The organism is Amycolatopsis sp. NBC_00355, from assembly GCF_036104975.1.
Lineage (GTDB): Bacteria > Actinomycetota > Actinomycetes > Mycobacteriales > Pseudonocardiaceae > Amycolatopsis.
Genome location: NZ_CP107982.1, coordinates 10149608 through 10170826 on the forward strand (window position 1 = coordinate 10149608; position 21219 = coordinate 10170826).

Genomic DNA, 21219 nt, shown 5'->3' on the forward strand with positions numbered 1-21219 from the left:
CGGCGAACTGCCACCAGTTCAGGTTGAACAGGTAGCCGCTGCCGCCGGTGAACCGGAGTTACAGGTCGTGCGTGCCGGTCGCCCCGGTCACCGGGCAGGACACGCTCGTCCAGGTCTGCCAGCCGCCCGTCCCCGGCACGGTGCAGGTTCCCGCCAGCGTGCCTCCCGTGCTGTCCAGCCGGGCTTCGATCCGGCCGCCGGCGGCCGCGGAGGCCACTCGTGCGGTGAAGGACCGGGCACCGGAACCGAATGCGGCGCCCTTGACCTTGATCCAGTCACCGTTTTCGAGGTAGCCGACGTTCATCCCACCCTCGGTGGACGGCTCGGTTTCGACGCCGGATTCCCCGGCTGTCGTTTCCGCTTCCTGCCGCGTGAACGGGTTCAGCGTGCCCACCTGCGGTGCGCCCGTTGAAGTCATATTGATGGTCGGGATCGTGCCGTCGGAGTTGTACGTGAACTTCTCCACGGCGACCGAGCGCGTGTAGCCACCGCCGCCCGGCAACGCGCCGTTGTGGTAGAAGAAGTAGGAGTTCCCGTTGAAGTCGATCACGCCCGGGTGGTTGGTGAAACTGCCGCCCTGGGTGGGCATGACCGTGCCGCGGTAGGTCCACGGTCCGGTGGGGCCGGGAGCGGTCGAGTAGCCGATGAACTCCGAGCAGCACTTCGCCGCGAACACGTTGTAGTACAAGCCGTTGCGCTTGTAGACCCACGGTCCTTCCTCGAACAGGGTCGGCCGGCTCGCGTTGCCCGTGCGCGTGCCGAACCCGGCGGTGGTGAGGGGGATCTGCGTCGGTCCGCTCGAGTAGGAGATCATGTCGGCGTTGAGCTTCACGTACCACAGGTGCGGGTTGCCCCAGTACAGGTACGCCTGCCCGTCGTCGTCGACGAACACCGTGGGGTCGATCTCGCCGTTGCCGACGAGCGGGTGCCCGAGAGCGTCGTGGAACGGCCCGGTGGGGCTGTCCGACACGGCCACGCCGATGGCCATCGCGCCGGTCGCCCGGACCGTCATGGGGACGTACCAGTAGAACTTGCCGTTGCGGTAGACGGTCTGGCCCGCCCAGGCGTTGGCGCTCGCCCAGGTGAAACTGGCGAGGTTCAGGGGGGAGCCGTGGTCGGTCCAGTTCACCATGTCCGCCGACGACCACACCCGCCATTCCTTCATGGTGAAGTACGTCGAGCCGTCTTCGTCGTGTCCGGTGTAGAGGTAGACACGGCCGTTGTACACCAGCGGCGCCGGGTCGGCGGTGTAGATGGTCTGGACGATCGGGTTGTCCGCCCGGGCCGGCGCCGGGAACAGCCCGAGAAGGCACAACAGTCCGGCGATCAGCGCGAGTCCACGCCGGGGTTTGAAGATCGCCGAAGGTGAGGACGCGACTTTCACGGGTGCTCCTTGGGTTGTGGTCACCGTTGCTCGCGCTCCAGAGCCAGGCGAGAAGCAGTGTGGCACGGCGATGTTCACGCTCACAAGTATTCGTGACGGCGCATGAAAGTTTCACCTTGCCCGCACTGTCCACGCTGGGGTTTCGCTGCGTTTCCCGATTGGTTTCGGCGCTGGGGTTGACCCTCGGCTTCGGTTGAGCCTAAACAGATTGTGTTAGCGCTAACTTCGCGCCGGAGTCGAGGAGGCTTTCCGCCATGCCCGAGTTCAGCCGTCGCACGATGCTGGGTCTGATCACGGTGAGCGGCGCGGCGACGGCCGGCCTCCTGCGCGGCGGCGCCGCGTGGGCCACCGCCGGGCCGAGCAGCTACACGCCCACGTGGTCGTCGGTCGACCAGCACCCGCCCGCGGCGGAATGGTTCCAGGACGCCAAGTTCGGCATCTACTTCCACTGGGGTGTCTTCAGCGTCCCGGCGTTCGGCAACGAGTGGTACCCCCGCAACATGTACGTCGGGGGCTCCTCGGAGAACAACCACCACAAGGCCGTGTACGGCGATCCCTCGGCGTGGCCGTACCACAACTTCGTCAACGGGGCCCGGGACAAAGCGGGCAACTGGGTGCAGTTCGCACCGAAGCTCAGATCCGCGGGCGGGAACTTCGACCCGGCGGAGTGGGCGCAGCTGTTCGCCGACGCGGGTGCCAAGTTCGCCGGCCCCGTCGCCGAGCACCATGACGGCTTCTCGATGTGGAACAGCGCCGTCAACGAGTGGAACTCGGTCGCCAAGGGTCCCCGGCTGGACCTGGTGCGGCTGCACGCCGACGCGATCCGCGCCCGCGGGCTGAAGTTCATGGTGTCGCTGCACCACGCCTACCACTTCACCGGCTTCTACGACCACGTGCCTTCGCAGTCGGACGCCAGTCTGCGCAAGCTGTACGGCCAGCTGGGTTCGACGGCGGAGAACCAGCTCTGGTACGACAAGCTGGCCGAAGTCGTCGACGGCTACCAGCCGGACCTGCTCTGGCAGGACTTCAACCTGCCCCGGGTCGACGAGTCACGGCGGCTGAACTTCCTTTCGTACTACTACAACAAGGCCGTCGCGTGGAACAAGGACGTCGTCGCGACCTACAAAGACGGCTTCGACAACCGTGGTGAGGTGTTCGACTTCGAGCGCGGCGGACCGGGGGACATCCAGAACCCGTACTGGCTGACCGACGACAGCATCTCCAGCTCCAGCTGGTGCTACACGAGCGGAATCGGCTACTACTCGATGAAGGCGATGCTGCACTCGCTGATCGACCGCGTCAGCAAGAACGGCACCATGCTGCTGAACATCGCGCCGATGGCCGACGGCACCATCCCCTCGGGACAGCGGACGATCCTGCTCGGCATCGGCGACTACCTCGCCCGCTTCGGGGAATCCATCTACGCGACCCGCGCGTGGTCGGCCTACGGCGAAGGCCCGACGCAGATGGGCGGCGGCTCCTTCACGACGCCGCGCGAGGGCACCAACCGCGACATCCGGTTCACCCGCAGCAAGGACAACACCGTCCTGTACGCCACGGTCCTGGGCTGGCCGGGCAGCACGCTGGACATCGGGACGCTCGGCTCGGGCCGGATCGACCTCGGTTCGCTGCGGACCGTGCAGCTGCTCGGCACCACCGCCGGGTCCTACACCGACCTGCCCGACCGCACCCAGGACGGCTCCGGGCTGCACATCCGGCTGCCGTCGGCGCCGTTCAACGCCCCGGCGTACGTGGTGAAGCTGACCTTCGCCGGCCAGATCCCGGCGCCGGGGTCCGGTCCGCTCCCCACGAGCTGGGCCCGGATCGCGAACGTCACGACCGGTCTCGTGCTCGACAGCGGCGGGAACGTCGCGGCCGGATCGGTGCTCAAGCAGTGGTCCTACGACGGTTCGGCCAACCTGCACTGGCAGCTGGTGGACCTGGGCACCGGGTACCACCGGATCGTCAACCGCACCAACGGCATGGTCGCCGACAGCGGCGGCCGGACGGGCAACGGCGTCAACGCGGTGCAGGCGGCCTGGACCGGGAGCGACAACCAGCAGTGGCGGCTGGCCGGGCTCGGGAACGGCCGCTGCCAGATCGTCAACCGGGGCACCGGCACCGCGCTCGACGGCGCGGGCACCACCACGGCCGGCTCCCCGGTGGTCCTGTGGGCGCCGAACAGCAGCACCAACAACCAGTGGACCGTCACGGCCGTCTGAACCCTTCGTCGGAAGCGAGAACTCTCATGCCCCCAACCCTGCTCCGGAGGGTGCGAGCCTCGATGGTCGCCGTCGTCGTCCTGGCCGGCGGTGTGGTGGCCGGGGCCGCGCCGGCCGAGGCCGCCACCTCGATCACGATCAACGGCGGATCGGCCGGCCGCACGTTCGACGGCGTCGGCGCGGTCAGCGGCGGGGGCGGGAACAGCCGCCTGCTGATCGACTACCCCGAACCCCAGCGCGGCCAGATCCTCGACTACCTGTTCAAGCCGGGCTACGGCGCCGCGCTGCAGATCCTCAAGGTGGAGATGGGCGGGGACACCAACTCCACCAGCGGCGCGGAGCCTAGCCACGCGCACTTCCGCGGCGATCTGGACTGCAACCGCGGGTACGAGTGGTGGCTCATGGGGCAGGCCAAGGCACGCAACCCCGGCATCAAGCTCGTGGGCCTGCCCTGGGGCGCGCCGGGCTGGATCGGCAACGGCACCTTCTTCTCCAACGACTTGACCGACTACTACCTTTCGTGGCTCGGGTGCGCCAAGCAGCACGGGCTGACGATGGACTACCTCACGACCGTCCAGAACGAGAAGCAGTGGAGCGCCGACTGGACCGTCACGATCCGCAACGCGCTCAACGCCAACGGGTACAGCGCCGTCAAGCTCATCTCCGGTGACTCGTGGCCGGGGGACTGGGGACCCGCGAGCGCCGTGTCGACCAACACGGCCTACCGCAACGCCACCGATGTGCTCAGCGCCCACTACACGTGCGGCTACCTCAGCGCGCAGACGTCCTGCAGTGTCCCGGCCAGCGTCACCAACACGGGTAAGACCCTGTGGTCCAGCGAGAACGGTTCCCAGGACTACAACGACGGCGCCAAGCCGCTGGCCCGCGGCATCAACCGCGTCTACCTCGACGGCAAGATGACCGCGTACCTCAACTGGGACCTCATCGCCGCCACCACGCCGAACATCCCCTGGCCGACCGTGGGCCTGGTGCTGGCCAACCAGCCGTGGTCGGGCTACTACTCGGTCGGCAAGGACGCCTGGGCCCTGGCGCACACCACCCAGTTCACCGCACCCGGCTGGAAGTACCTCGACGCCTCCAGCGGCTACCTCGGCGGCAACCGCGCCAACGGCAGCTACGTCTCGCTGAAGTCCCCGACCACCTTCGACTACAGCACGATCATCGAAACCATGGACGCCACTTCGGCCCAGACGCTGAACCTGAACGTCACCGGCGGCCTGTCCACCGGCCAGGTGCACGTGTGGGCGTCCAACCTGAACTCGAACAACCCCGCGGACCACTTCGTGCACACGACCGACATCACGCCGTCCGGCGGAGCCTTCTCCCTGACCGCCCAACCCGGCTACCAGTACACGATCACGACCACCACCGGACAGGGCAAGGGCACCGCGACCAGCCCGTCGCAGGGGTCGCTGAACCTGCCCTACAGCGACAACTTCGACGGGTACGCGAAGGGCAAGGAAGCCAAGTACCTGATGGACATGGAGGGCGCCTTCGAGACGTCGTCGTGTGGCGCCGGCCGCTCCGGCACGTGCGTGCGCCAGGCCGCGCCGCAGAAGACGATCCCCTGGAAGAAGTTCGTCGATCCGTACGCGCTGCTGGGCAACGTGGCCTGGAGCAACTACACGGTCAACGTGGACGCGCTGCTGGAGAAGTCGGGGTACGTCGAGCTGCTCGGCCGGGTCGGCTCGCAGGACACGGGCAACCAGGGCGCGGTGAACGCCTACTACCTGCGGGTCAGCGACACCGGCGCGTGGTCGATCCGGCGCAACAACACCAGCCAGCAGGTCACCACCCTGCGCAGCGGCACGACGACCGGGCTGGGCACCAACAGCTGGCACAAGCTGTCCCTGGGCTTCTCCGGCAGTACCATCACCGCTTCGGTCGACGGCGCCGTGCTCGGCACGGTCACCGACAGCACCTTCCCGGCCGGCCAGGCCGGGATCGGCACGAGCACGGGGGAGACCGCCCAGTTCGACAACCTCGCCGTGACGGGCTCGGGCGGCGGATCGACCTCCGTGCTGCGCAACACCGCTTCGAGCCGGTGCCTCGATGTCCCGAGCGCGTCGCAGACCAACGGCACCCAGGTCACGTTGTGGGACTGCAACGGCGGCGGCAACCAGCAGTGGACGCTCACCTCCGGCAAGCAGCTCCAGGTGTACGGCGCCAAGTGCCTCGACGCCGAGGGGGCGAGCACGGCCGCGGGCACCCGGGTGATCATCTGGGACTGCGCGGGTGGCACCAACCAGCAGTGGAACGCCGCCACCGACGGCACGATCACCGGCGTCCAATCAGGACTGTGCCTCGGCCCGAGCGGCACCGGGAACAGCGCACCGGTGACCCTGCAGGCCTGCACGGGCGGCGATGCCCAGAAGTGGGCCCGAAGCTAGCAGCATCTCGTCCGGACAAAGGAGTTCGCTCATGACCCCACGAAGGCTGCTTCAGACCGTGGGCGCGGCGGTGGTGCTCACCGCCGGCGCGCTGGCCGGCCCGGCCGTACCGGCGCAGGCCGCGACGCAGGGGCCGTGCGACCTCTACGCCGCCGGCGGCACGCCCTGCGTCGCCGCGCATTCCACCACCCGCGCCCTGTACGGCTCGTACAACGGTGCCCTGTACCAGGTCCGGCGGTCCTCCGACAACGCGACACGGGACGTCGGCGTCCTGAGCGCCGGCGGTGTCGCGAACGCCGCGACCCAGGATTCGTTCTGCGCGGGCACGACGTGCCTGATCACCGTCATCTACGACCAGTCCGGCCGCGGCAACCACCTCACGCAGGCGCCGCCCGGCGGGTTCTCCGGCCCGGCGGCCGGCGGGTACGACAACCTGGCCAACGCGGCCGCCGCCCCGATCACCGTCGGCGGCCAGAAGGCCTACGGCGTGTTCGTGGCCCCCGGAACCGGCTACCGCAACAACAACGCCACCGGCACCGCGACCGGCGACCAGCCGGAGGGCATGTACGCGATCTTCGACGGCACGCACTACAACGGCGGCTGCTGCTTCGACTACGGCAACGCCGAGCGCAACAGCCGCGACAACGGCAACGGCACCATGGAGGCCATCTACTTCGGCAACATCAAGGTCTGGGGCTACGGCGCCGGAAACGGCCCGTGGATCATGTCCGACCTGGAGAACGGCCTGTTCTCCGGAATCAACCAGCGCTACAACGCCAACGACCCCAGCATCAGCCACCGCTACCTCACCGCGATCGTCAAGGGCGAGTCCAACCACTGGGCCATCCGCGGCGGCAACGCGCAGTCCGGTGGTCTGTCCACTTTCTACGACGGTGCCCGCCCCAACGTGTCGGGGTACAACCCGATGCGGAAGGAAGGCGCGATCATCCTCGGCACCGGTGGTGACAACAGCATCGGGTCCGCGGGCACCTTCTACGAAGGCGTGATGACGTCGGGCTACCCGTCGGACGCCACCGAGAACGCCGTGCAGGCCAACATCACCGCCGCCGGGTACGGCACCGGCGGCAGCGGCACCGGCACCGGGCCGCTGCACGCGGTGGGCGCCGGCAAGTGCCTCGACATCCCGGGATCCACCACGACGGCCGGCACCCAGCTGCAGATCTACAGCTGCAGCGGCCAGGCGAACCAGACCTGGACCCGCACGTCGTCGAACCAGCTGACGGCCACCGTCGGCGGGCAGACGCTCTGCCTGGACGCTTCAGGCAACGGGACCAGCGCCGGGACGAAGGTGGTGACCTGGTCCTGCAACGGCCAGGCCAACCAGCAGTGGACCGTCAACTCGAACGGCACGGTCACCGGCGGGCAGTCCGGTCTGTGCCTGGACGTGACGAGCGCGTCCACGGCCAACGGCGCGCTGGTCGAGCTGTGGACCTGCAACGGCGGCAGCAACCAGCAGTGGACGCTGGGTTAGGACCTTCGACGAAGGAACGAGGTTGTCATGACTACCAGCCCATCCCGGTGGCGGACCGCGCTCGCCACCACCGCGACCGCCGGTCTCGCGGCGAGCGCCCTGGTGTTGTTCCCCGGCACCGCCGGCGCGGCGAGCACGCTCGGCGCCGCGGCGGCGCAGAGCGGGAGGTACTTCGGCGCCGCGATCTCCACGAGCCACCTCGGCGAATCAGCCTACGTGAACACGTGGACGGCGGAGCACAACGGCGTCACCCCGGAAAACGAGATGAAGTGGGCCACGGTCGAGCCGAACCGCAACCAGTTCAACTTCGGGCCGGGGGAGCAGATCGTCAGCCAGGGCCGCGGCAAAGGGATGAAGATCCGCGGGCACACGCTGGTGTGGCACGGGCAGCTGGCCGGGTGGGTGAGCGGGCTGGACGCGAGCAACCTGCGCTCGGCGATGCTGAACCACATCAGCCAGGTGGCCGGCCACTGGAAGGGCCAGCTCTACGCGTGGGACGTCGTCAACGAGGCGTTCGAGGAGAACGGCAGCCGCCGGCAGTCGGTGTTCCAGCAGAAGCTCGGGGACAGCTACATCGAGGACGCGTTCCGCGCGGCTCGCACGGCCGACCCGAACGCCAAGCTGTGCTACAACGACTACAACACCGACGGTGTCAACGCGAAGAGCACCGGGATCTACAACATGGTCCGGGATTTCAAGAGCCGGGGCGTGCCGATCGACTGCGTGGGCTTCCAGAGCCACCTCGGCTCGAACTCCAACCTCGGCAGCTACCAGGCGAACCTCCAGCGCTTCGCCGACCTCGGCGTCGACGTGCAGATCACCGAGCTGGACGTCGGCGGTTCGGGGTCCGGTCAGGCGAACGTGTACCGGCAGGTCGCGCAGGCCTGTGTGGCGGTCTCACGCTGCACCGGCATCACCGTCTGGGGCGTCACGGACAAGTATTCGTGGCGTTCGGGCGACACACCGCTGCTGTTCGACGGCAACTACGGCAAGAAGCAGGCCTACACGGCCGTCCTCGACGTGCTCAACGGCGGCGGCAGCAGCGGCGGTGATGGCGCGGTGCGCGCCGTGGCCGCGAACCGGTGCCTGGATGTGCCCAGCTCGTCGACCACCGCCGGCACCGCGCTGGCGATCTGGGACTGTCACGGCGGCACGAACCAGCAGTGGACCCGCACGAGCGCCGGGGCGCTGACCGTCTACTCCGGAAGTTCGCAGCGGTGCCTGGACACCGCGGCCGGCGGGACCGCCGCCGGCACCGCGGCGGTGATCGCGAACTGCACCGGCGGCAACGGCCAGAAGTGGACGTCGAACTCCAACGGCACCCTCACCAACGGCCAGTCGGGCCTGTGCTTGGACGTCACCGGCGCGGCGACCGGCAACGGAACCGCGGTGATCGTCTGGACCTGCAACGGTGGGACCAACCAGCAGTGGGCCGGTGGGTGACTCAGATCGTCACCCGGCACTCATCCGCGTGGATGAGGCGGGTGGCGCACCACCCGGGGGTCCAGGTCCTTTCGGGCTCCCGGGTGGTGCGCCCGGTAGGTCCGGGCGGCGTTGTGGTGGAAAACCGCTTCGGCGGCCGCGGCGGGGTGGGTGGCGAGCGCGTCGCCGATCAGGTCCAGCCACGCCCCGTGATCCGTGGCCAGGGTCAGGACGGGCCAGTCGCTGCCGTACAGGCACCGGCCGGGGCCGAACGTGTCCAGGGCTTCGCGCACCGCGTCGACCACGACCGGGCGAGGGGTGCCCGGGATGGCCTCGGTGGCCAGGCCGGACAGCTTGCAGAGGACGGTGGCGTGCCGGGCCAGCCGGCGCAGGTCCCGGCGCCACCGCTCGTACCCGGGGCCGCCCGGCGTGGGCTTGCCGAGGTGGTCCAGGACGATCGTGGTCCGTGGGCAGGCGGCCGCCAGTTCGGTCAGCTCGGGCACCTGGTGGGCGCGGACGCACGCGTCGAACGGCAACCCCGCCTCGCCCAGCAGCCGCACACCCGCCCGGAACCCCGGGTCGCGGAGGAAACCGGGCGCTTCGTCCTGCACGTTGCGCCGTACCCCGACCACGAACGGATCACCGCCGTACCGGGCGAGGAACCGGTTCGTCGCTGCCGGGCTTTCGACGTCGACGTGCGCGACCATGCCGCGGATCCACGACCGCCGCCGCGCTTCCTCCCGCAGCCACCCGATCTCGTCGGCGGCATCCGCTGGCGCTCGTCCCGCCTCGACGACAATGACGTCGCTCCGGAGACGTCCCGGGAAGTCGCCGGGGGTGAACGGCCGGTTCAGGGCCGCGATGCCGTCGAGCCAGGGGTAGCGCAGCTTCCGCGGGTCCCAGAAGTGCACGTGCGCGTCGAGGACCCCGGTCACACCGGCGCTCCCGGGCGTTGGCCGGTTCACGGAGCACCTGCGGAGGCCTGCTCGTCGAACGGGGTGGCGTAGGACGGCGGACGGGCACGCAGGGCGAGCCGCAGGGTCAGGCGGACGCGGGTGGAGCGGGGCAGCTCCACCTCCAGCCACGGTCCTTCGACGTCGATCGACGCGGACGTCACCGCCGGCTCGCCGTGGCCGTAGTCGTAGAGATCGCCGATCCACGTCGGGTCGTCGCAGACGCTGTGGCGGGCGGTGCGGATGTGGTGCTCGGCGAACGCGCCGGCCTGCACGATCACCGTCCGCGGCTCTTCCGGGTCGAGGTTGACCAGGTCGAGCACGGTCGCGTCCGGGTCGATGCCGGAAACCAGGGCCGACACCGACGGCGGCAGGCCCGGGCGACGCGCCTGGGCGTCGTAGTAGCGCACGCGGGCCTGCTGCAGGCCGCCGTTGTAGACGACCTGCGGAGCGCCCCAGGTGAGCTGCACCAGCGCCTCGGTGACCACCGGGTTGGACTGCTGCCACAGGTGGATGTCGGCTTCGGGGACGTCCCGGTCGCGGTAGCGCTCCATGCGGGTCAGCCGGTGGCGCACCTGGGCCTGCGCCGCGGCCAGGATCCGCTCCGGGTAGCCGGGGTCGTCGCCGGCGAGGTAGGCGAACCAGGGCTCTTCGTGACCGGCTTCTTCCTTGCTGCGGAAAGGCCGCACGGTACGCCAGTCGTAGCCGCTCGCGGTCCGCAGCCGGTCGAGGCGGTCCCGGTCGCCGGCCGAGGCGGAGTGGTGCCACAGGGCGACCGGGACGCCCATCAGCATCGGGTTGTAGTCGAACCAGCCCCGGTCGTCGTGGCGGAAGGGAACGTGCAGCGTAGGCGTGCGCACGTCTTCGCGCAGCTGGACCGACCACTTGGAGCCGAGGCTGGAGTCCGCTTCGGTGAAGGCCATCACCTTGCCCTGGGCGATGATCTCGTCCAGGGCCGGGCGCACCAGGTCGGTGAACGTGTCGTCGCCCGTGGCGAGCGCGGCCGCCAGCGCGCCGACGACGGCGGCGTGCCCGACGCTGTACCAGCCGTGCGGCCACGACCAGCCGTAGTGCCCGCCGTACCAGCGACCTTCCAGCAGCCCGCCCACGGTGCCGTCGGGAGCGACGTTGTCGGGCAGGATGCCGCCGTTGGCGGCCGCGCGCTCGCGCCAGGCGCCCACGTACTCGGCGAGCCAGTCGCGGTAGCGCCCCTCACCCGAGAGCAGCAGGGCGTTGAGGACCAGCCCGGACGCCGCGAGGTTGACGGCGGTGTCGCCTTCCCCCATCCGCTGCCGCATCTGCTCGCCCAGCGCGGAGTCGTCCGGCGGCAGCCACTCGAGCGGGAAGCCGTACGTCATGGCTTCCCGGGGCAGCCATGGGTACGCGCCGCCGTCGAAGAGCCCTTCGCGCGCCGGGTCGCTGCCGTTGTGGGGACGCCGGATGATGCGGTGGACGGGATCGTAGTTGCCGTGCGCGGGATCGACGTAGAGCTCCGCGAACCGCAGCGCCCGGTCCCGCCACCGCCCGGGCGCGGCCATGGACAGGAAGTACAGCAGCAAAAGGCTTTCGCCTTGGTGGAACCAGTCGTAGCCGCGTTCGTATTCGTCGTGCAGCATGCCCAGCTCGGTCAGCTGCCGGGTGACGCCCTCCCAGTGGCGCTCGGACTCGGTGAGCAGGTCGTCGGCGCCGCCGAGCAGGTAGAGCTGGGGCCAGTTGAAGAACGTCTCGTAGAAGTCGTCCACGCCGTCGCGGGTGGTGAGCTCGCCCTCGTACCGCAGCCGTCCGTCCGGGCCGGTGAAATCACGGGCGAACCGGCGCCACGCCCGGTCGAGCAGGGCGAACAGCTCGCGCTGCGCGATCGCCCAGCCCGGCGGTTCGAGCAGAGGTACCGAGGCGGTGATGACGGGAGGCATCAGAGTTCTCCATGGAGGTCACTCCTTGGTTGCGCCGGCGAGCATCCCGGCGACCAGGAAACGTTGGGAGAAGAGGAAGACGACGAGCACCGGGGTGATCGCGAGCAGGGTGGCCAGCGCCAGTTCCGGGCGCTCGACCGCCGCGGTGCCGGCGGTCGGGTTGAACTGCGGGACGGCGTCGAGGAGGGTGCCCAGGCCGACCTGGACGGGGAACTGGCCGCTTTCCGGGAGCAGCACGTACGGCAGGAAGTAGTTGGTCCAGTTGGCGACGAAGCTGAAGAAGCCGACGAGGGCGACGATCGGTGCGGCCAGGGGCAGGGCGATGTGGCTGAACACGCCGAACTGCGAGCAGCCGTCGAGCTTCGCCGCGTCGATCAGGTCGCGGGGGAGTGCGGTGGAGAAGTAGATGTAGGTCAGGTACACGCCGAACGGGTAGAACGAGTACGGCAGGATGATCGACCACATCGAGCCGATCAGGTGGACGGCGTTGACTTCGAGGAACAGCGGGACCACCAGCGTCGCGTTCGGCATCAGCATGACCACCAGCGTCGCGACGAGCAGCGTGCGCCGGCCGCGGAACTCGGTCATCGCGAGGGCGTAGCCGGCCGGGATCGCCACGCACAGCGTGATCGCGAGCGCGATGAACGAGTACAGCGCGGAGTTGCCCAGCCACCGGAAGATCGCGCCGTCCCCGAACGTGGTCAGCGCGGACCAGTTGTCCCCGAGAGCGTCCCACGAGCCGAACGACAGCGGGTTGCCGTGCACGAGCTGGTCGTCGGTCTTGGTCGCGGCCAGCAGCAGCCACAGCACCGGAAGCACGAAGAAGACCGCGAACAGGGCGAGCACCAGCACCGAAAGCGGGTTCGGCAGCTTCCGCGCGCGGCTCCGCCGGGGCGAGCCGGCGTGGGCGGCTCGGGTCGACGCGCCCACGAGCGGGGGAGTGCGGGTGTCAGTCGGCATCGAAGAACCCCGATCGGGCGACGAACACGCCGGCGACGACCACCCCGATCACCAGCAGCTCCACCGAGATGGCCGCGGCCGTGTTCACGTTGTCGTTCTGGAAGGCGAAGTCGTAGGAGAGCTGGTTGAGCGAGTAGTCGCGGCCGGCGACCCCCACGCTCGCCTGCGAGAGCAGCTGAGGTTCGACGAACAGCTGGGTTCCGCCGGCGAAGGCGAGGATCACCATGTAGACGATCCACTTGCGCAGCAGGGGGATCTGGATGCGCCACGCCGTCTGCCACGTGCCCGCGCCGTCGATCCGCGCCGCTTCCAGCAGGTCGGGGGAGATGGTGTTCAGCGCGCCGTACATCACGACGATCCAGCCGCCCGCCCCGGTCCAGAAGGCGATCATGGTGAACAGGACCGGCAGATGCCCGGGTGCGACGACCTCGCCGAAGGTGTCGAAACCCGACGCCCGCAGCAGGAAGCTCACCGGGCTCACCGACGGGTCCAGCATGAACAGCCAGACCAGCACGCTGGCCGCACCGGCCAGCGCCCCGGGGATGTAGTAGAACAACCGCAGGGCGGTGCCGGCCGCCCGGGAGGTCAGCCGGTGCAGCACCAGGGCCAGCCCGACGACGAACACCACCAGCGACACCAGCCAGCACAGCAGGTAGAGCGCCACGTGCCCGACGGCGGAGAAGTATCGGAAGTCGGTCGCGGCCTCGACGAAGTTCGCCACACCGGCGAAGCGGTCGCCCGCGTCGGTGAACGCGAAGTAGATCGCGTACACCGTGGGCACGACCCCGAACGCGACGAGCAGGACGACGTAGGCGGCGACGAAGAGGTGGCCGGCCCGGCCCGGCCAACGGGTCCGTCGCCGGGACGGCCGGGTGGCCGTGGTCACTGGCTGACCTCGTACCCGTTGGACTTCGCGTAGTCGGTGATCGCTTTCTGCCAGTCGGGCAGCAGGGAGACGATCGTCTTCCCGGCGGTCTGGCCGGTGGTGACGGTGGCGGCCCAGATCGCCTCCTGGCTGAACTGCCCGTAGCCCCAGCCCGGCCACACCTGTGCGGCGGCCGTCTGCAGCGGCCCGGTGATGTCGCCGGCGTAGTACCCGCTGGCCGTCTGCTTCGCCAGCCAGGCCTTCGCCGCGCCCGTGTTCGCCGGGTAGCCCGGTGCGACCTGGCCCTGGTAGTCGGGCGCGGTGGTCACCCAGGTGAGGAAGTCGGCGGCGTCCTTGAGGTTGGCGCTGTGGGCGGACAGCAGCCAGGTGCCCCCGCCGACGTTGCCGACCGACGGGGCGGTTTCGCCGGCCCACTGCGGCATCGGCGCGACGCCGATCTGGCCCTTGGGTGTCTTCAGGGACTCCTGGAAGATCGACCCGCCGAACCAGGACGGCCCCGGCAGCATGAGGATCTTGTCGCCGGAGTTCTTGTCGAAGTCCGAGCTGAACACGCTGCTGGTGGACATCGAGCGGTTCGCGACGAGGGTGTCGAGCAGGGTGGCCATCCGGGTGCACGCCGGACTTGTGGTGTTGACCTTCACCGCTTTGGGGCCGGTGATCTCGTTGGCGCCGCACTTGGCGGCCCACAGGTAGATCTCCGGGGTGAAGTTGTCCCCGGCCGTGCCGACCAGGTAACCGGGGTGCTCCGTGGCGACGCGCTGACCCAGCGCCTGGTACTCCTCCCAGGTCTTGGGCACCTGGTAGTTCCACTGCTGCATCAGCGAAGCGTTGTACCAGAGCACGGTCTGGGCGAGGTCGTTGCGCAGGCAGTAGAGCGTGCCGTCCACGGTGCACGGGTCGTTGGCGCCGGGGGCCCAGCCGCTCAGCGTCGCGTCAGGGATCTGCCCCTTGTTCAGGGGCGCGGTGAAGCCGGCCTGCACCGCCCACGAGGTCTCGTTGTTCTGGGTGCTGAACACGACGTCCGGCCAGCCGCTGCGGGTGCGGTTGAACAGACTGACCTTCGTCTGCAGGTAGTTGGAGCCGTTGGCGTCACCGTCGTAGGTGACGATGTTCAGCTTCGTCGCCGGGTGCTGCTTCTGGTAGAGCTGCGCGGCGGGCAGCCGCGTCGAGTCGACCCACACGGTGAGCGGTCCGCCGGTCTGCTGGACGGGCTGGAACCCGGACTCGGCGCCGGTGCCGCTGCCGCCGTTCCCGCACGCCGTGACCGCGGCGAGGACGGCCGCGACGCCGAGCACCAGTCCGGCGGACCGCCGGCGGCGCTGACCTGATCTTCTGGCTCCGGGGGCTGGGGCTGTCATGAGCTACTCCACTCCATCGTGGGGCCCGCAAGCCGAACTGATCAGACAACGGCATACGGCCATGTGTCGTACACATCTCGCGTTGCTGGATGCGGTTTCCATGAGAGTCCGTCAGAAGTCCGTAGTCAAGAGGGAGCGGACCCAAAAATTGGTAGGACTTATCTGCGGATCATCGATCCGAATGTATGCTTCACACCGACGGTGAGCGGGAGGTGCGAGTGGTGGACGGCGGGCACGCGTCGATCGACCCCGGTCCGGCCCGCGGCGACGCGCCGGAGACCCGATCGCCGACGTCGTACCGGCCCGGCTACGAGCTCGTCGCCGAGCGGATCCTCCGGCTCATCACCGAGCTGCGGCTGCGGCCGGGCGACCGCATGCCCACCGAGAACGAGCTGGCCTCGCGGCTGGGCAGCTCCCGCACCATGGTGCGGGAGGCGGTGAAGATCCTCTCGGCGATCGGCAGGGTACGCGCGCAGAAGGGACGGGGCCTGTACGTCGCCGATGACGAGGGGATGCTCGGCTCGGCGCACTGGGGCAGCCTGTTCCTGCCGACGGACCTCGAGCACGTCTACATGCTGTTCGAGTTCCGCCGCGTCCAGGAGATGACCGCCGGCCGGCTGGCGGCGACCCGGGCCACGCCGGGCGAGCTGCGGGTGATCGAAGCGGCGGCGGAAACCTGCCGGCAGGGCCACCTCACCGGCGACGCGGCTTTGTTCGACCGCGGCGACGACGAGTTCCACCTCGGCATCGCGGCCGCGTCCCACAACCAGTTCCTGCTGGCCGCCGTGCGCGAGGCTCGGCGGCTGCAACACCAGTCCAGCACGATCGGCCTGCACGGCACCGTCGGCGGACACGCGGCGGAAGCGGTCGAGGAGCACGTCGCGATCTACCAGGCGATCCGCGACGGCGACCCGGAGGCGGCCGCGCGCGCCGCCGCCGTCCACCTGGACAACACCCTGGAGGACTACCGCCGCGAGATCCAGCGGCGGGTTTTCGGCTGAGCCCACCGCCCCGGATGATTCCGGCTGGGGAAGATCCACACCGCGCCACCGGTGATCGAGTCGCCGCTCGAGGCGGTGGGGATTCCCGACGGGAAGCAGAAGACAACGACGTCCGGGGAGAGCGAACGTGTCCTTCGCCGAGTCGCTCGCGAGCCAGGTCACACTCGGCGGCGTCGAGTAGCGGCCGCGAACTGACCGCTTCTCCCGGCATCGTGGTGATCACCCCCGGAGCGAACTCAGAGGAGATCCCATGTCGGTCAGCACGCTCACCCACATCAACTTCACCGGCGACGCCCGCCCGGCGCTGGAGTTCTACCAGTCGGTGTTCGGTGGACAGCTCATGGTCATGACGCACGGAACGCCGCTGGACGGCGGCTCCGGAGCCGACCGTGACACCGGGTACGTGCCGATGGCCGCCGACGATCCCGACGCCGACCGCGTCGCGTTCGGCATGGTGGTGGCCGAGAACGGGTTTCGCATCGCCGCCTACGACGTCATCGGAGCCGCGGGCGGGGGCGTTGCCGCACCGTCGGGTCCGGCCGCGCCCCGGGCGCGGGGCGTCACCCACACGGAACCGTTTTACGTGCTGCTCAACGGCGAATCCCTTGACGAGCTGACTCCACTGTGGAAGGGGCTCGCCGAGGGTGGCGCGGTGATCGCGGATCTCGGTCCGGCCCCGTTCGCGCCCGTGTACGGCATGGTGACCGACCGGTTCGGTGTCACCTGGGTCTTCGGCCTGACCCAGGGAGGGTGACCGGAGTCATCGGCGCTGCGCCTGACGATCCGGCACGGGCGATCGCGGAGGGCGCGGAGGATGCTCTTACGACGACGCCCGTCGCGGTGCACCACGGTGGCGGAGCCGGCCCGCGGGTGAGGGAGGTGGAGACCTTCGACCCGGCGCACCGGCCCCGCCGAACACGCCGGCCCCGGCGGCGAGCTCGACTACCGGGTCGTGTTCGCCGACATCGTCGAGTGGTGACCCGGATGTGCGGCCGCCTCGAAGCGGCCGGGTCTCCGGAAAGGACCATCAGGGCCCGGCGAACGCCACGCGCGCCCGGCGAGACGGCGCCCGCCGCTGGGTGAACACGGCCTGCACGGCGGGATCGGTGCGCGGGAGCTTCCGGCCGCCGCTGAGGATCGCGCCGGGGACCTCGAAGGTGTAGACCACTTCGTCGCTGGCCTGCTCGACCGTCACGGCGGGGTTCATGACCACGGCGGAGACACCGGGGTAGCTCGCGGCGAGTTCGCCGGTGAGGTAGTCCAGCTGGGCGTCCATGCTGCGCAGGGCTTCCGCGCCGTGCGGGCGCCCCTGGTACACGTGGGTGAAGACGCCGGCGCGCCGGGCGGCCGAGGTCCATTGCGCGAGACCGACTCCCGGCAGCCTGGGGCCGCCCGGGTTCGGCCGCAGCATGATCTGGTCGGGGGTGAAGTCGGTGACCACACCGGAGAAGTCCTGCGCTCGCTGGGGCTGCCCTTCCGAGCTGCCCTCGATCCTCGGCGGTATCACCCCGGACTCCGCCCACAGGTTGCCCACGACGCCGGCGGCCCCGTTCAGCGGGAACCCGTAGCGCAACACCAGCTGCCCGACGGCGTAGCGCAGGCGTTCGTCGGTCGGCACGCGCGGCCAGTCCCCGGCGGCCGGGGTGAGCGTGCCGGGAGCCGGTGCGAAGATCTCGAGCACGTCCTCGGCCGGTGTCCAGGCCAAGGTGCCGCCCTCGAAGTCGGAACTCCGGTTGACGGCGCCGTCCGGGTACTCGTCGGTGATCGGGTACCCCCACGGCCCGCCGGGACCCCCCGAGTCCCGGTAGACCTCACCGATCCGGCCCCGCACCTCGTGCACGCCGAACACCGGGTGCCAGGTCAGCGCGGCACCCTGGAACTCGAAACGGTTGAACCGGCCGGCGCCGGCGCCGGTCTCGTCGGTGGTCGGATAGCCGAGGTAGCCGGCCGGGCCACCCGTCCGGACGTAGCGTTCGCCGATCAGGCCGTGCACTTCGTGCAGGCCGGCCGTGGGGTGGGCGGTGAGCAGCGCGAACCGGTGGAAGCGGAAGTCGCCGGCGCCGGCGGACTGGACCGGACCCACCGCGGGGCCCGGGTCGAACCCGCCCGCGGCGAGCTGGGCCGCCCATTGGTCGAATTCGGCTTCGGTCGTCATCGTCGGGAACCTCCGCGCCGGATGGTCGTGCCGGGGATGGTCCCAGCGTTGCCCGGCGCGCCGGGGAAATCATCAGGGCCCACCCTGATCGTTGGCCAGGCGCGACGAGTTCAGGGCGCGCCCCGATGCCGGCCGGCGCGGCGGCCCGGACGATCGAGCGATGACCTGCACCGTGGTGATCGTCGACGACAGCACCGCGTTCCGCTTGGCGGCGAGGAGACTCCTCGAAGCCGGTGGGCTGGTGGTGGTCGGCGAGGCCGCGAGCGGTGCGCAGGCGTTGACTGTCGCGGTCTCGCAGCGACCGGACGTCGTGCTGTTGGACGTGCAGCTGCCCGACACCGACGGGTTCACCGTGTGCCGCGAGCTGCGGACGTCCGGGATTCCCGTCGTGCTGTGCTCGGTGCGGGACCACGCAGGTCGAGCGGCCGCGTGCGGCGCATGGGGTTTCATCGCCAAGGAACACCTGTCGGCCGCCCGGCTGGTCCGCCTTCTCCGCGATGCCCCGGACGGCTGAATGCAGTAACGTGCCGCACCCGTCTTTCGACTTCCCCGGCGTCGGCATCGCGTTCGTCGAGGGCGGTGGGGGTGTGCAGCGGATCCGGTGCGCCGTGGTTCCCGCTATCGCCGTCGCGGCGTCGGCGCTCGGTGCGGTCGCGGCGACCTTGAAGCTGCGCGATGGGTCCCATCCGGCGCCCGACGTGATCCTGTCGTCCGCCGCCGGGGTGCTGTTCCTCGCCGCCGGGGTGTTCGCCGATCGGCGTGCGCCCGCCAACCGCAGCGGTTTGCTGATGGTGCTCGTCGGGCTCGCCCTGTTCGCCGAGGACCTGCAGCTGGCCCGCTCTTCCGTGGTGTTCACCGCCGGGCTCGTGCTCGCGCACGCCTCGGCGCCGCTGATCGCGCACCTCGTCCTGGCCTTCCCGGACGGGCGGGTGACCGGACGCCCGGCGAAGGCGCTCGTGGCCGCCGTCTACGTCACGGCGTTCGTCGTCTCGGGTTTGGGCACGCCGTTCGTCGACTGGGCGGGGCGCTATCCGGGAAAGCCGGAGAACCTGCTGCTCATCGCGGACCTCCGGGCCGTCAGCGACGTCGTCGTCCAAGCCTTCGACCTCTCGAGCCTGCTGATCAGCGTCGCCGTCCTGGTCGTCCTCGTCGTGCGGGTGACGACCGGCGCGCCGAGCTCCCGGCAGGCAGCGCTCCCGGTCCTGGTGGTCGCCCTGGCCGGCGCCGCGAGTACGGCCGTCGCGAGCGGGCTCGGCTCGGCTCATCCGGGCTATCCGGTCGCCGTCACGTGCGGCCGGATCGTCTTCTGCCTCTGGCCGCTGGCGTTCCTGGCCGGTGTGCTCCGGTTTTCGCCCCGTGCGGCTCGGATCACCGACCTGCTGGTGGCGTTGCGCGAGCCCTGCACCGCGGCGAAACTGCGCGACTTGCTCGCGCGGGCGTTGCACGATCCGTCGCTGCGGCTGGGGGAGTGGGATCCGAAGACCCGTCGGTTCCACGACGAGGAAGGCGAACTCGTCACGCCCGCGCCCGGCGAGCGGACCGTGATCCTGTCCGGGCACGACGGGCACCCGGTCGCCGCGATCATGCGCCGCGACACGACCTGGGACGACCCGCGGGTCATCCGGGCGGCGGGCAGGATCGCCGGTCTGATCGCCGGGAACCGGCAGCTGGGTGCCCGGGTGCGCGCGCAGGCCGCCGAGTCCCGGCGATCCCGGGTCCGGCTGGTCGAACTGGCCGACATCGAGCGGCAGCGGGTCGAACGCGACCTGCACGACGGTGCGCAGCAACACCTCGTCACCGTCGCCATCGGGCTGCGGCTGGCCCAGCAGCAGCTGGACGGCCGCGTCGAGCCCGAACTGGCGGCCGTGCTGGATTCGAGCGCCAGGGGGTTGGAGACCGCGATCGCCGAGCTACGGGAGCTGGCCCGGGGAATCCACCCGGCGATCCTCACCCAGGAAGGGCTGGGCCCCGCGGTCGCGGCGCTGGTCGATCGCACGCCGATGCGGATCACGTCGGCCGCGGCCGGCCTGCCCCGGTTCCCCGGGCCGGTCGAGGCGACCGCCTACTTCGTCGTGGCCGAGGCGGTCACCAACGCGTTGCGGCACGCGTGCGCGACGACCGTCCACATCGGCTTGTCCGCCGGCGACGGACGGCTGGTCGTCACGGTCTCCGACGACGGGGTCGGCTACGACGCGCCCGCCGACGGCACCGGCCTCCGTGGGCTGTCCGAGCGCGTCAGTGCACTCGACGGCGAGCTGACCGTGCGCAGCGAGACCGGAACCGGCACCGCGGTGCGCGCCGAGATCCCGGTGGCGGAGGTGGCACAGCCGTGGTGAAGGTCGTCATCGCCGATGACGCGGTGCTGTTCCGCGAAGCGCTGGCGAGCGTGCTGACCGGTGCGGGGTTCGAGGTCTGCGCCCAGGTGGGCGACGCCCGTTCGGTGCCCGGCGCCATCGACGCGACCGGGCCCGACCTCGTCGTGATCGACATCCGGCTCCCGCCGACGCACCAGCTCGAGGGACTGGTCGCCGCGGTGGAGATCCGGCGCGCCCACCCCGGCGTCGGGGTGCTCGTGCTCTCCCAGCACCTGGAGACCCGGCTGCTCAGGCAGCTGGTGGGTGACTCCGCCCGCGGCGTGGGCTACCTGCTCAAAGAACGGGTGAGCGGGATCGGCGACTTCGTCAGCGCCGCGTTCGAGGTGGCCGCCGGGGGCTGCGCGTTCGACCCGGAGGTCGTCAGTCGCATGACGCGCGCAGAGCAGAGTGACGACCGGATCGGCCGGCTGACGGAGCGGGAGCGGGAAATCCTGTCCCTGATCGCCGAGGGCCGGTCCAACCAGGCGATCTGCGCGAAGCTGGTGCTGACGAAGAAGACCGTGGAGTCGCACGTCCGGAGCATTCTGCTTCGGCTCGACCTGCCGACGGAGCCCGACGACCACCGCCGCGTGCTGGCCGTGCTCGAATACCTGCGGCCGTGGAGCGAGCAGGCGTACCGTGTTTCGCTGCCGGCTCAGGACTTCGGCGGAAAACATTCGAATACGTCCGAGTCGCGGCACCGGTAAA

At 70.2% G+C, this 21219-nt stretch carries 16 protein-coding genes; 9 read left to right on the top strand and 7 right to left on the bottom strand.

The features are described from left to right. Positions 1-58: 58 nt before the first annotated feature. The gene (locus OHS18_RS46960) at positions 59-1384 is read right to left on the bottom strand and encodes a glycoside hydrolase family 43 protein (RefSeq protein ID WP_328615178.1); all 1326 of its coding nucleotides are present in this window, start codon (positions 1382-1384) and stop codon (positions 59-61) included. Between the two features lie 254 nt (positions 1385-1638). On the opposite strand from OHS18_RS46960, the gene OHS18_RS46965 reads away from it, so the two are divergent. From OHS18_RS46965 to OHS18_RS46980, 4 genes are all read left to right on the top strand, one after another. Continuing rightward, positions 1639-3606, top strand: coding sequence for an alpha-L-fucosidase (locus tag OHS18_RS46965; RefSeq protein ID WP_328615179.1), 1968 nt, complete (start codon positions 1639-1641; stop codon positions 3604-3606). A gap of 62 nt (positions 3607-3668) precedes the next feature. Continuing rightward, positions 3669-6017 (top strand): ricin-type beta-trefoil lectin domain protein, encoded by a 2349-nt coding sequence (locus OHS18_RS46970; protein WP_328615180.1) that lies wholly within the window; start codon positions 3669-3671, stop codon positions 6015-6017. A 31-nt stretch (positions 6018-6048) separates the two neighbouring features. After that, on the top strand, positions 6049-7509 hold the full coding sequence (locus OHS18_RS46975) for an arabinofuranosidase catalytic domain-containing protein (protein WP_328615181.1): 1461 nt from the start codon (positions 6049-6051) through the stop codon (positions 7507-7509). Between the two features lie 27 nt (positions 7510-7536). Beyond that, a complete protein-coding gene (locus tag OHS18_RS46980) occupies positions 7537-8952 on the top strand; it encodes an endo-1,4-beta-xylanase (protein ID WP_328615182.1) in 1416 nt (471 codons plus the stop codon). A 20-nt stretch (positions 8953-8972) separates the two neighbouring features. On the opposite strand, the gene OHS18_RS46985 is transcribed toward OHS18_RS46980, so the two are convergent. Genes OHS18_RS46985 through OHS18_RS47005 form a run of 5 tightly spaced genes read right to left on the bottom strand, consistent with a single transcriptional unit; the run spans position 8973 to position 15001 of the window. Continuing rightward, entirely contained in the window at positions 8973-9866 is an 894-nt protein-coding gene (locus OHS18_RS46985) for an amidohydrolase family protein (RefSeq protein ID WP_328615183.1), read from the bottom strand. 26 nt (positions 9867-9892) lie between these two features. After that, entirely contained in the window at positions 9893-11797 is a 1905-nt protein-coding gene (locus OHS18_RS46990; RefSeq protein WP_328615184.1) for a hypothetical protein, read from the bottom strand. Positions 11798-11815: 18 nt separating this feature from the next. Beyond that, positions 11816-12757 carry a carbohydrate ABC transporter permease gene (locus OHS18_RS46995; RefSeq protein WP_328615185.1) on the bottom strand — a complete coding sequence of 314 codons (942 nt, stop codon included), beginning with the start codon at positions 12755-12757 and terminating at the stop codon, positions 11816-11818. Further along, complete coding sequence (locus tag OHS18_RS47000) at positions 12747-13643, bottom strand: carbohydrate ABC transporter permease (RefSeq protein ID WP_328615186.1); 897 nt, start codon at positions 13641-13643, stop codon at positions 12747-12749. The genes OHS18_RS46995 and OHS18_RS47000 overlap by 11 nt, the downstream gene beginning before the upstream one ends. Next, positions 13640-15001, bottom strand: coding sequence for an ABC transporter substrate-binding protein (locus OHS18_RS47005; RefSeq protein ID WP_328615187.1), 1362 nt, complete (start codon positions 14999-15001; stop codon positions 13640-13642). The genes OHS18_RS47000 and OHS18_RS47005 overlap by 4 nt, the downstream gene beginning before the upstream one ends. A gap of 221 nt (positions 15002-15222) precedes the next feature. On the opposite strand from OHS18_RS47005, the gene OHS18_RS47010 reads away from it, so the two are divergent. Beyond that, a complete protein-coding gene (locus OHS18_RS47010) occupies positions 15223-16002 on the top strand; it encodes a FadR/GntR family transcriptional regulator (RefSeq protein WP_328615188.1) in 780 nt (259 codons plus the stop codon). Between the two features lie 250 nt (positions 16003-16252). Beyond that, the gene (locus OHS18_RS47015) at positions 16253-16756 is read left to right on the top strand and encodes a VOC family protein (RefSeq protein ID WP_328457975.1); all 504 of its coding nucleotides are present in this window, start codon (positions 16253-16255) and stop codon (positions 16754-16756) included. Between the two features lie 273 nt (positions 16757-17029). On the opposite strand, the gene OHS18_RS47020 is transcribed toward OHS18_RS47015, so the two are convergent. Then, entirely contained in the window at positions 17030-18157 is a 1128-nt protein-coding gene (locus tag OHS18_RS47020; protein WP_328615189.1) for a phage tail tip lysozyme, read from the bottom strand. A 160-nt stretch (positions 18158-18317) separates the two neighbouring features. Between OHS18_RS47020 and OHS18_RS47025 the strand changes: the two genes are divergently transcribed. From OHS18_RS47025 to OHS18_RS47035, 3 genes are read left to right on the top strand one after another with little or no spacing between them, the layout of a single operon-like run. Next, complete coding sequence (locus tag OHS18_RS47025; protein ID WP_328615190.1) at positions 18318-18671, top strand: response regulator transcription factor; 354 nt, start codon at positions 18318-18320, stop codon at positions 18669-18671. Positions 18672-18681: 10 nt separating this feature from the next. Next, a complete protein-coding gene (locus tag OHS18_RS47030) occupies positions 18682-20493 on the top strand; it encodes a sensor histidine kinase (protein ID WP_328615191.1) in 1812 nt (603 codons plus the stop codon). After that, positions 20487-21218 (top strand): response regulator transcription factor, encoded by a 732-nt coding sequence (locus tag OHS18_RS47035; RefSeq protein WP_328457969.1) that lies wholly within the window; start codon positions 20487-20489, stop codon positions 21216-21218. The genes OHS18_RS47030 and OHS18_RS47035 overlap by 7 nt, the downstream gene beginning before the upstream one ends. Position 21219 lies beyond the last annotated feature (1 nt).

Coding starts and splice junctions, on each gene's coding strand:
- OHS18_RS46965 (WP_328615179.1), top strand. CDS start 1,639: ATGCCCGAGTTCAGCCGTCGCACGATGCTGGGTCTGATCACGGTGAGC.
- OHS18_RS46970 (WP_328615180.1), top strand. CDS start 3,669: ATGGTCGCCGTCGTCGTCCTGGCCGGCGGTGTGGTGGCCGGGGCCGCG.
- OHS18_RS46975 (WP_328615181.1), top strand. CDS start 6,049: ATGACCCCACGAAGGCTGCTTCAGACCGTGGGCGCGGCGGTGGTGCTC.
- OHS18_RS46980 (WP_328615182.1), top strand. CDS start 7,537: ATGACTACCAGCCCATCCCGGTGGCGGACCGCGCTCGCCACCACCGCG.
- OHS18_RS46990 (WP_328615184.1), bottom strand. CDS start 11,797: ATGCCTCCCGTCATCACCGCCTCGGTACCTCTGCTCGAACCGCCGGGC.
- OHS18_RS46995 (WP_328615185.1), bottom strand. CDS start 12,757: ATGCCGACTGACACCCGCACTCCCCCGCTCGTGGGCGCGTCGACCCGA.
- OHS18_RS47005 (WP_328615187.1), bottom strand. CDS start 15,001: ATGACAGCCCCAGCCCCCGGAGCCAGAAGATCAGGTCAGCGCCGCCGG.
- OHS18_RS47015 (WP_328457975.1), top strand. CDS start 16,253: ATGTCGGTCAGCACGCTCACCCACATCAACTTCACCGGCGACGCCCGC.
- OHS18_RS47020 (WP_328615189.1), bottom strand. CDS start 18,157: ATGACGACCGAAGCCGAATTCGACCAATGGGCGGCCCAGCTCGCCGCG.
- OHS18_RS47025 (WP_328615190.1), top strand. CDS start 18,318: ATGACCTGCACCGTGGTGATCGTCGACGACAGCACCGCGTTCCGCTTG.